This is a genomic window from Fructilactobacillus florum DSM 22689 = JCM 16035, assembly GCF_001436645.1.
GTDB classification, from domain to species: Bacteria; Bacillota; Bacilli; order Lactobacillales; family Lactobacillaceae; genus Fructilactobacillus; species Fructilactobacillus florum.
Genome location: NZ_AYZI01000007.1, coordinates 94,128 through 104,842, shown reverse-complemented (window position 1 = coordinate 104,842; position 10,715 = coordinate 94,128). Strand labels below are relative to the sequence as shown.

Genomic DNA, 10,715 nt, shown 5'->3' with positions numbered 1-10,715 from the left:
TGTAGGTTCGACTCCTACTAGGTGCATTTTTCATCGGGAAGTAGCTCAGCTTGGCAGAGCACCTGGTTTGGGACCAGGGGGTCGCAGGTTCGAATCCTGTCTTCCCGACTTAAATATTGCTTAAAACGATGACACTGCGTTCATCGTTTTTTGTGTTAGCTGGAGCTCGTTTGCTTGTTATTTAATTGAAGTCCCGCTATAATTAAAGTCAAAATTAGTCAGAGATGAGATGAGATGATGGCAAGTCACAGCATGTCGGACACAATTGAGGAGTATTTGAAACAATTGTTAGTGAATGCTGATGCCGAGCAGGTTGAAATTCGCAGGGCCGATTTGGCGTTACGCTTTGACGTAGTACCGTCCCAGATTAACTATGTCATTAAGACAAGGTTTACTATTCAAGATGGGTACTTAGTCCAAAGTAAACGTGGTGGCGGTGGTTATATTCGTATCGAGCGCATTAAACTGATGCAGGATGCGGATGTTTTTGATCAACTGATTGCTTCGATTGGCGATCAGCTGACTAACCGAGAGGCCACAGTCTTGTTACAAACCTTAGCTGAGCATGGGATTTTATCACAACGTGAGGTGACATTAATTGCTGCGCTACTTGCACCAACGGCACTTGCAGTCACCGACCGTTACACTGAAGCTCAAGTTCGTGCTCGAATCATGCGCTCTTTATTGATGCGCCTCAAGTACGAATGTTAATCGAAAGGAGTTCCTAAATGAACGATGCATTAACCCCGAGTGCAAAAGCAGTACTAGTTGCTGCTCAAGAAGAAACACGCCGGTTTAAGCAGCAACATGTTGGCAGTGAACAATTGCTATTAGCATTGGCACTCGTTAAGAACGGAATTGCTTATCAAACGCTCAAACAACTATCAATTACAGAACAAGATATTAAAGAAGAGATTGAACAACTGGTTGGCTATGGTGATCAAGAAGTTGAGGCCAGTGATTATCTGCCATATTCGCCGGCAATGCGAACGATTTTACAAACCGCTGGTCAAGTCGCTCAAGAGTACGGTAGTTCCAAAATAGCTCCAGAGCATCTGTTGCTGGCTGTAACTGCAAACGAAAAGACGGTAGCAGCTCGGATTTTCATCGCGTTAGGTCACCAACCAGCGGATGTTCGCAAAATTACGATTCGTAAAATGGGGGTTCCTGATCAGGGGATGACCGTTGAAAACAAATCAGCTGGTAGCAATCAACAAACGCCAACGCTCGATTCGTTAGCAAAGGATCTGACGGCCGCGGCGAGAAATAATCAGTTGGATCCAATTATCGGTCGAGACGCCGAAATTAAACGATCAATTCAAATTCTTAGTCGGCGAACGAAAAACAACCCGGTGCTGATTGGTGAGCCCGGGGTAGGGAAAACCGCGATTGCTGAAGGATTGGCACAAAAAATCGTGCAAAAGCAGGTACCCAAAGATCTGGCTGACAATCGGATTATGATGCTTGATATGGGTTCGCTAGTTGCTGGCACTAAATATCGTGGAGAGTTTGAAAATCGGCTCAAGAAAGTCATCAATGAGATTCAGACTGCCAAAAACGTAATTTTATTTATTGATGAGTTGCATACACTCATTGGGGCTGGTGGAGCAGAAGGAGCCATTGATGCTTCTAATATTTTAAAGCCGGCCTTAGCTCGTGGTGAACTGCAGTTGATTGGAGCTACCACGTTGGATGAGTACCAAAAACACATTGAAGCAGATGCTGCTTTAGAGCGACGTTTTGCTAAAGTGCAGGTCGAGGAGCCCAGTGTCGATCAAACTAAACGCATTTTAGCTGGGATTCGTCCTCGGTATGAAGAACATCACCACGTTCAGATTACTGATGAGGCCATCAATACGGCAGTTGATTTGTCGAAGCGCTACATTAGTGACCGCTATCTCCCCGACAAGGCGATTGATTTAATGGACGAGGCGGCTGCAAAAGTTCGCATTGATCAATTGGCGAAGGTTACTAAGTTGAGTAAGCAGGAAGCCAAACTATCTCAGGTACAAATGAAAAAAGATCAAGAGCTTGCTGACCAAAATTTTGCCGCAGCTGTCGAGTTACGCCAGCAAGAGCAGGTACTCACTACGAAAGTTACCCAATTACAGCAACAAGAGCAGCAACAACTAAAGCGGGAGAATCAACAGCATGAATACCAGTTGGTAGAAACTGGTGAGGATGTCGCACAAATTGTTTCTGAATGGACGGGGGTTCCAGTTACACACCTCACGAAGCGTGACAGTCAGCGTTTGGTTAATCTTGAGCAGGAACTTCATAAGCGAGTAGTTGGTCAGGATGAGGCGGTTTCATCCGTTGCTCGAGCAGTTCGTAGGGCGCGCAGCGGTTTAAAAGATCCTAATCGTCCGATTGGCTCCTTTCTATTTCTTGGTCCCACCGGAGTGGGTAAAACTGAATTAGCCAAAGATTTGGCTGAAACCATGTTTGGTTCTGAAGATGATGTCATTCGGGTTGATATGAGCGAATACATGGAAAAATATTCCACGAGTCGGCTCGTGGGTTCGGCTCCGGGCTACGTTGGTTTTGAAGAAGGCGGTCAACTGACTGAAAAAGTTCGCAAACATCCTTATTCAGTGATTTTGCTAGACGAAGTGGAAAAAGCTCATCCTGATGTGTTTAACATCATGCTGCAAGTGTTAGATGATGGCTTTTTAACTGACTCTAAGGGTCGGCGCGTTGATTTTCGCAACACGATTATTATTATGACTTCCAACCTTGGAGCTGCGGCGCTCCGCGATCAAAAGACCGTTGGTTTTGACGCAGATCATGCTCGTCGTGATGAAAAGGCGGTTCGCAAAGTCATTGATCAGCAGGTTAAGCAGTTCTTTAGACCAGAATTTTTGAATCGAATTGACGAAACGGTTATTTTTCATGCACTGACTAGTTCGGAACTCCATCGAATTGTAAAATTGATGTCACAGTCTCTGGTACAACGGGTTGCCGAACAAGGATTTCAATTAAAAATTACCCCAGCTGCTTTGGATGTTGTGGCAAAGAGTGGATATAACCCTGAGTATGGGGCACGTCCTCTGCGCCGGGCCATTCAAACGAAGCTAGAGGATCCGCTTAGTGAAGAATTATTACAACATCAACTACAACCGGGAACCAAGATTACGATTGGTGCCCGCAATAAGCGGATTACTATAACCACCAAACAACCTACCGCCGTTTCGGTGTAAAGTTCTTTCTTGACGAATGGTTAGCAGACTGATATTATTATTAATGTATAGATATTGAATTGAAATGGATCGTTTCGATCTCTTGTCCGGAACGGTGCGCATAGAAAGCCAAAAATAAGTTCGCTTATTTTTGGATTTTTTTTGCCTTAAAATCGCTTTTTTGACAAATTGTAATGAAAACGTAACATTTCTTTTCGTGGATTTTTAAGAGGAGGTACACAACTTGGCTGGAAACGTTGTTAAGTATGGAAAACACCGGACCAGGAGAAGTTACGCCCGCATTAAAAAGGTGTTGGATTTACCCAACCTGATTGAAGTGCAGACTGATTCTTACAATTGGTTTTTGGACGAAGGCTTACGGGAAATGTTCCAAGACATCATGCCGATTGATGACTTCCAAGGGAAATTATCATTGGATTTTGTTGACTATCAATTGTTAGAACCCAAGTATACAGTGGCTGAGGCACGCGCTCATGAAGTGAATTATGCTGCTCCGCTTCATGTGACGCTTAAACTGACTAACCACGAGACGGGTGAGATTAAGACCCAAGATGTGTTTTTTGGCGATTTGCCACTGATGACAGACCAGGGGACCTTCATTATTAATGGAGCAGAACGGGTAATTGTGTCTCAGTTAGTACGGTCGCCAGGGGCTTATTACCACCGAGAATTGGATAAGAATGGACGCGATATTTATAGTGCTACCGTAATTCCTAACCGCGGTGCTTGGATGGAATTCGCAACCGATGCTAAAAACATTTCGTACATTCGCATTGATCGAACCAGAAAGTTGCCCATTACCGAGTTAGTTCGCGCTCTTGGATTTGGTTCTGATGATGAGATTATCGCAATTCTTGGTAATACCAGCGATAGCCTTAGTCTAACCCTCGAAAAAGATGTCCACAAAGATACCAGTGATACCCGAGTTGAAGAAGCGTTAAAAGACATCTATGAGCGCTTGCGTCCAGGAGAACCTAAAACTGCGGACTCTTCAAGAAATCTGTTGACTACAAGATTCTTTGATCCTAAGCGTTATGATATGGCTCCAGTGGGACGTTATAAAACCAACCAAAAATTAAGCTTGAAGAATCGGTTGATGGGAACGACGCTTGCTGAAACCTTAGCCGATCCCGAAACTGGGGAAGTAATTGCTAATAAAGGGGACCTGGTTGATAAAACACTGATCAAACAATTATCCCCTTATCTAAAAGATCCAGCTTTTAAAGCCGTGACGTTTACTCCAGCTGCCGAAGCCGTAGTTACAGAACCAATGACGGTTCAGATTATCAAAGTTTACTCTGCCAATGATCCAGAAAAAGTGGTTCCAATCGTTGGTAATGACAACATCAGTCTAGACTACAAACATATCACCCCCGCTGATATGTTGGCAGAAATTAACTATTTCATGAATCTACAAGAAGGACTAGGAAATGTCGACGACATTGACCACTTGAGTAACCGGCGGGTGCGTTCAGTAGGGGAGCTTTTACAAAATCAATTTCGAATTGGGTTATCCCGGATGGAACGAGTTGTGCGTGAACGGATGTCAATTCAAGATCCAGCTACGGTAACCCCCCAACAACTAATTAATATTCGTCCAGTAGTGGCTTCGGTCAAAGAATTTTTTGGTTCATCACAACTTTCGCAGTTCATGGATCAAACTAATCCGTTGGGTGAATTAACCCACAAACGACGTCTCTCTGCGCTTGGACCTGGTGGAATTACCCGGGATCGAGCTGGCTATGAAGTTCGAGATGTTAACTACACCCACTATGGGCGAATTTGTCCGATTGAAACGCCAGAAGGTCCTAACATTGGACTGATCAACTCCTTCTCTGGCTATGCCCGCGTTAACAAATACGGCTTCATCGAATCACCATATCGCCGGGTAGATTGGCATACTCACAAGGTTACTGATAAGATCGATTACCTGACGGCCGGCGATGAGGATAAATACGTAATTGCGCAGGCCAATACCCCTCTTAACGATGATGGGACTTTCCGTGATGAGCAAGTCATGGCTCGTGATAAATCAGAATACGTTGAAGCAGACCGTGATAATGTCGATTATATGGATGTTTCACCAAAACAGGTGGTGTCGGTCGCCACAGCATGTATTCCCTTCCTAGAAAACGATGATTCGAACCGGGCCTTGATGGGATCAAACATGCAACGGCAAGCCGTTCCACTGATCAATCCACATGCACCGCTCGTCGGCACCGGGATGGAATACAAAACGGCGCATGACTCAGGGGTTGCAAAGATTGCTAAGTACGCTGGAACCGTTGAATATGTGGACGCGACGCAGGTTAAAATTCGGCGTGATAACGGTACCCAAGATACGTATGAGTTAACTAAATTCATGCGTTCTAACAACGGAATGAATTATAACCAGACTCCAATTGTAAAGACTGGTGATCATGTCGATGCTGATGAAATTATCGCTGATGGACCAGCTATGGAAAATGGAGAACTCGCTTTGGGTCAAAATCCAACGGTGGCTTTCATGACCTGGCAAGGGTATAACTTTGAAGATGCGATTGCTATCAGTGAAAAATTAGTTAAAGAGGATGCCTACACATCGATTCATATTGAAGAATACGAATCAGAAACGCGGGATACTAAACTGGGACCTGAGGAAATGACCCGCGAGATCCCTAATGTCGGTGATGATGCCCTGAAAGATCTTGACGATGATGGAATCGTACGGATTGGAGCAGAGGTACACGATGGTGACATTCTCGTCGGAAAAGTTACTCCCAAGGGGGTAACCGAATTATCGTCAGAAGAACGGCTTTTACATGCGATCTTTGGGGAAAAATCGCGCGAAGTTCGCGACACTTCACTTCGAGTTCCGCATGGGGCAGACGGAGTAGTTCAGGACGTCAAAGTCTTTTCCAGAGAAAATGGTGATGAATTACAACCCGGTGTGAATAAAATGGTTCGCGTTTACATCGCCCAGAAACGGAAATTGCAGGTCGGCGATAAGATGGCCGGAAAGCATGGTAATAAGGGAACGGTTTCAATTGTGATTCCGGAAGAAGATATGCCGTACATGCCTGACGGAACCCCGGTCGATATCTTGTTAAGCCCCATGGGAGTTCCTTCTCGGATGAACATTGGTCAGGTGTTAGAAATGCACCTGGGGATGGCTGCCAAAAAACTGGGAATTCATGTTGCTACTCCTGTTTTTGATGGAGCACGGAGTTCTGATGTTTGGGATGCGGTTAAAGAGGCTGGCATGGCTAAAGACGGGAAAACCGTTTTGTATGATGGTCGGACTGGTGAACCTTTCGACAAACCAGTTGCGGTCGGTGTAATGGGCTATCTAAAATTGAACCATATGTCAGAAGACAAGATTCATGCTCGTTCGATTGGACCTTACTCGTTGGTTACCCAGCAACCACTAGGTGGAAAAGCGCAATTTGGTGGACAACGATTTGGGGAAATGGAAGTTTGGGCACTGGAAGCCTATGGTGCCGCTCACACCCTCCAAGAAATTTTAACTTATAAGTCAGATGACGTGGTTGGTCGGGTTAGAACCTATGAAGCAATTGTCAAGGGCGATCCGATTCCAAAACCAGGCGTACCGGAATCATTCCGCGTGCTGGTTAAAGAACTGCAGGCCTTAGGACTTGATATGCAGGTGCTTGGCAATGACCATCGCTCAATTGATCTTCGTGATATGGACGAAGATGATGAGGTAGTTAATGTAAAGGCGCTAAGTAAGATGGCCGCCACGCAAGATGATTCGGCAGCTTCAAAACAAAAGGCTGGTCAAGCTGCTGATCCAGCTAACCACGATGATGCTGAATAACGATTACAAAGGAGGGATTGCCAATGGTCGACGTTAATAAATTTAAGACAATGCAGGTGGGGTTGGCCTCACCTGAAACGATTCGCAGTTGGTCATATGGTGAGGTTAAAAAACCGGAAACCATTAACTATCGGACGTTGAAACCGGAAAAAGACGGTTTGTTTGATGAACGAATCTTTGGACCCACCAAGGACTGGAAATGTGCCTGTGGTAAGTACAAGGGAATTCGTTATCGCGGAATTGTTTGTGATCGTTGTGGAGTTGAGGTAACGCGTGCTAAGGTTCGCCGTGAGCGCATGGGACACATCGAGTTAGCTGCCCCCGTTACGCACATCTGGTACTACAAGGGAATTCCTAGTCGAATGGGACTAGTTTTAGATATGAGTCCCCGCGCCTTAGAAGAAGTGATTTACTTTGCTTCTTATGTAGTGACTGATCCGGGAAACACCCCCATGGAAAAGAAACAGCTTTTGTCCGAGCAAGATTATCGGGATAAAAAGCGTGAATATGGGTCTCGGTTCCAGGCTAAGATTGGTGCAGAAGGAATTCGGGCACTGCTTGATGATGTCGATTTGGATAAAGAAGTTGCTGAATTAAAAGCAGAGCTAAAAAAGGCGACTGGACAGAAACGTACGCGAGCCATTCGAAGATTGGATATTTTAGAAGCGTTTCTAACTTCTGGTAACCGCTTGGGCTGGATGGTGATGGATGCAATTCCAGTAATGCCACCAGATTTGCGTCCGATGGTTCAACTGGAAGGAGGCCGTTTTGCCACTTCTGATTTGAATGATTTGTACCGGCGAGTGATTAACCGGAATAATCGATTGAAACGGCTACTTGATCTGCACGCACCTGGGATTATTGTTCAAAATGAAAAACGGATGCTGCAAGAAGCAGTTGATGCACTGATTGATAATGGTCGGCGTGGTCGTCCGGTTGCTGGGCCAGGAAATCGTCCTTTAAAATCACTTTCGCATTTATTGAAGGGAAAACAAGGACGTTTTCGTCAGAACTTGCTCGGGAAACGGGTTGATTACTCAGGACGTTCGGTTATTGACGTTGGTCCGTGGTTAAAATTAAGCCAAATGGGCTTGCCAGTATCAATGGCAATGGAATTATTTAAACCATTTATTATGCATGAACTAGTTGAACGTGGATTGGCCTCCAACGTCAAAAATGCTAAGCGAGAAATCGAGCGCAAAGACGATGTTGTCTTCGATGTCCTTCCCGATGTTATCAAAGAACATCCTGTACTTTTGAACCGAGCTCCTACGTTACACCGGTTGGGAATTCAGGCGTTTGAACCAGTCTTGGTTAGTGGAAAATCAATGCGGTTACATCCATTGGTGTGTGCGGCTTACAATGCCGACTTTGACGGTGACCAGATGGCGATTCACGTGCCACTGTCAGAAGAAGCTCAGGCAGAATCACGGATGCTGATGGCCGCTGCTGGACATATTTTGGCACCTAAAGATGGTAAGCCAGTGGTGGCTCCGTCACAAGATATGGTAATTGGAAATTACTACCTTACGATGGAAGAACCTGGTCGTGAAGGCGAAGGAATGATTTTCAATGATCCAGCCGAAGTTGAGGTAGCTTACCGTGATGGACTAGTTCACTGGCATAGTCGAATCGGGATTCCTGCAGCAGCGTACCCTGACAAGCCATTTACCGCTGAACAACGGCAGCAGATTTTAGTAACTTCGGTCGGGAAAGTCTTGTTTAATGAGATCTTACCAAAAGACTTTATCTATCTAAATGAGCCGACTGATACTAACCTCCACGGCTATGTGCCGGATCAATACTTCTTACAGGCGGGCGAGAATATCCACGATCACATCAAGGATGCGTCGTTGATTAAGCCGTTCAAGAAGAGCTATCTGTCAGATATTATTGCCGAGGTTTATAACCAGTACAAGGTTACCGAAACTTCCCAATTGCTTGACCGCATTAAGGACTTAGGAAATGATGAATCAACTAAGTCTGGATTAACGGTTGGAATGTCAGACATTACGAATTTGACCGAGAAGCCGGAGGTTGTTGCAAACGCCCACAAACAGGTTGCGATGATCACCAAGCAATTTCGGCGAGGCTTGATTACCGACCAAGAACGTTATGAGCGGGTTGTGAACGTTTGGAACGAAGCGCGAGACGACATTCAAGATATTTTGATGCAAAACTTTGATCCAGAAAATCCCATCTTTATGATGAGTGATTCAGGAGCACGGGGAAACATCTCAAACTTTACCCAGCTAGCCGGAATGCGTGGTTTAATGGCTTCTCCTGATGGTAAAATCATGGAATTGCCAATTACTTCAAACTTCCGAGAAGGAATGTCCGTGTTGGAAATGTTTATCTCAACCCACGGGGCGCGGAAGGGAATGACCGATACGGCCCTGAAAACGGCTAACTCAGGTTACTTGACAAGACGATTGGTTGACGTGGCTCAGGATGTGATTATTCGAGAAAAAGATTGTCACACCGACCGTGGTTTGATTGTACGTGCCATCAAAGAAGGCAACGAAATGATTGAACCGTTGTACGACCGAATTTTGGGTCGGAATGCGATGAAGACGGTGGTAAATCCTAAAACGGGAGCGGTAATTGCCACTAAAAATCAGATGCTTGATGACAAACTTGCCCAAGAAATTGTAGACGCCGGAGTTGAAAGTGTCGAAATTCGTTCGGCCTTCACGTGTAACACGGCTCACGGGGTTTGTGAGAAGTGTTACGGGCAGAACTTGGCTACTGGAGATGAGGTTGAGGTTGGCGAAGCAGTTGGAACTGTGGCTGCCCAGTCAATTGGAGAACCAGGAACGCAGCTAACTTTGCGGACTTTCCATACCGGAGGAGTTGCCAGCAATACTGATATCACCCAAGGACTTCCCCGAGTTCAAGAAATTTTTGAAGCTCGAAATCCCAAGGGTAAGTCAACGATTAGTGAAGTGACTGGGAAGGTTGACCTGGTGGAAGAAAACCCTGCTGAAGGGGTGAAAGAAGTTACCATCCAAGGGAAAGCCGATACAAGAAAGTACAAGGTTCCTTTGAATGCTCGAATGCGGGTAGCCGAAGGTGATGTGGTTCGCCGTGGTGATGCGCTTAATGAAGGTTCCATTGACCCGAAGGAACTGCTCAAAATTCGAGATACGTTATCAACGGAAACCTATCTGTTAACGGCGGTTCAAGAAGTTTATCGACGTCAGGGTGTGGAAGTGAATGATAAGCACGCTGAGATCATGGTTCGGCAAATGTTGCGTAAGGTCCGAGTTATGGATCCAGGTGATACTGATATCTTGCCGGGCACGCTGGTTGACATTGATGAATTTAAGACTCGGAATCACGATGCCGTTGTAACTGGCAAGGTTCCAGCGACCGCTCGTCCGGTCTTATTGGGAATTACCAAGGCAGCCCTTGAAACCAACAGTTTCTTGTCGGCAGCTTCCTTCCAAGAAACCACGCGAGTACTGACTGATGCCGCTATTCGTGGTAAGGTTGATCCGTTGATTGGATTGAAAGAAAATGTAATTATTGGTAAATTACTGCCAGCCGGGACCGGAGTTCATGAATATGAAGATATTGAACCCGATGAATTAAACCAACCTGCTGTAAACGGTCCTGCTAGTGATGCATCTTCGGTTACTAGTCCGGATCATGATAATTAGTAAAGGCGATAGTTTCAATTGTTGCCAAGCTCGATA

Annotated in this window: 4 protein-coding genes and 1 tRNA gene; all 5 read left to right on the top strand. The window is 45.4% G+C overall.

Translation table 11 applies throughout. The features are described from left to right. Positions 1-34 precede the first annotated feature (34 nt). The 5 genes from FC87_RS05035 (at position 35) to rpoC (ending at position 10,679) form a co-directional block, all read left to right on the top strand. Positions 35-108, top strand: a tRNA-Pro gene (locus FC87_RS05035). A gap of 129 nt (positions 109-237) precedes the next feature. Then, positions 238-711, top strand: coding sequence for a CtsR family transcriptional regulator (locus tag FC87_RS05030; RefSeq protein WP_054690198.1), 474 nt, complete (start codon positions 238-240; stop codon positions 709-711). A 17-nt stretch (positions 712-728) separates the two neighbouring features. Further along, the gene (locus FC87_RS05025) at positions 729-3,200 is read left to right on the top strand and encodes an ATP-dependent Clp protease ATP-binding subunit (protein ID WP_035421882.1); all 2,472 of its coding nucleotides are present in this window, start codon (positions 729-731) and stop codon (positions 3,198-3,200) included. A gap of 223 nt (positions 3,201-3,423) precedes the next feature. Further along, positions 3,424-7,017: a DNA-directed RNA polymerase subunit beta gene (rpoB, locus tag FC87_RS05020; protein ID WP_009166717.1), complete on the top strand. Its 3,594-nt coding sequence runs from the start codon at positions 3,424-3,426 to the stop codon at positions 7,015-7,017. Positions 7,018-7,040: 23 nt separating this feature from the next. Next, positions 7,041-10,679 (top strand): DNA-directed RNA polymerase subunit beta', encoded by a 3,639-nt coding sequence (gene rpoC / locus FC87_RS05015; protein WP_056961770.1) that lies wholly within the window; start codon positions 7,041-7,043, stop codon positions 10,677-10,679. Positions 10,680-10,715: the final 36 nt, after the last annotated feature.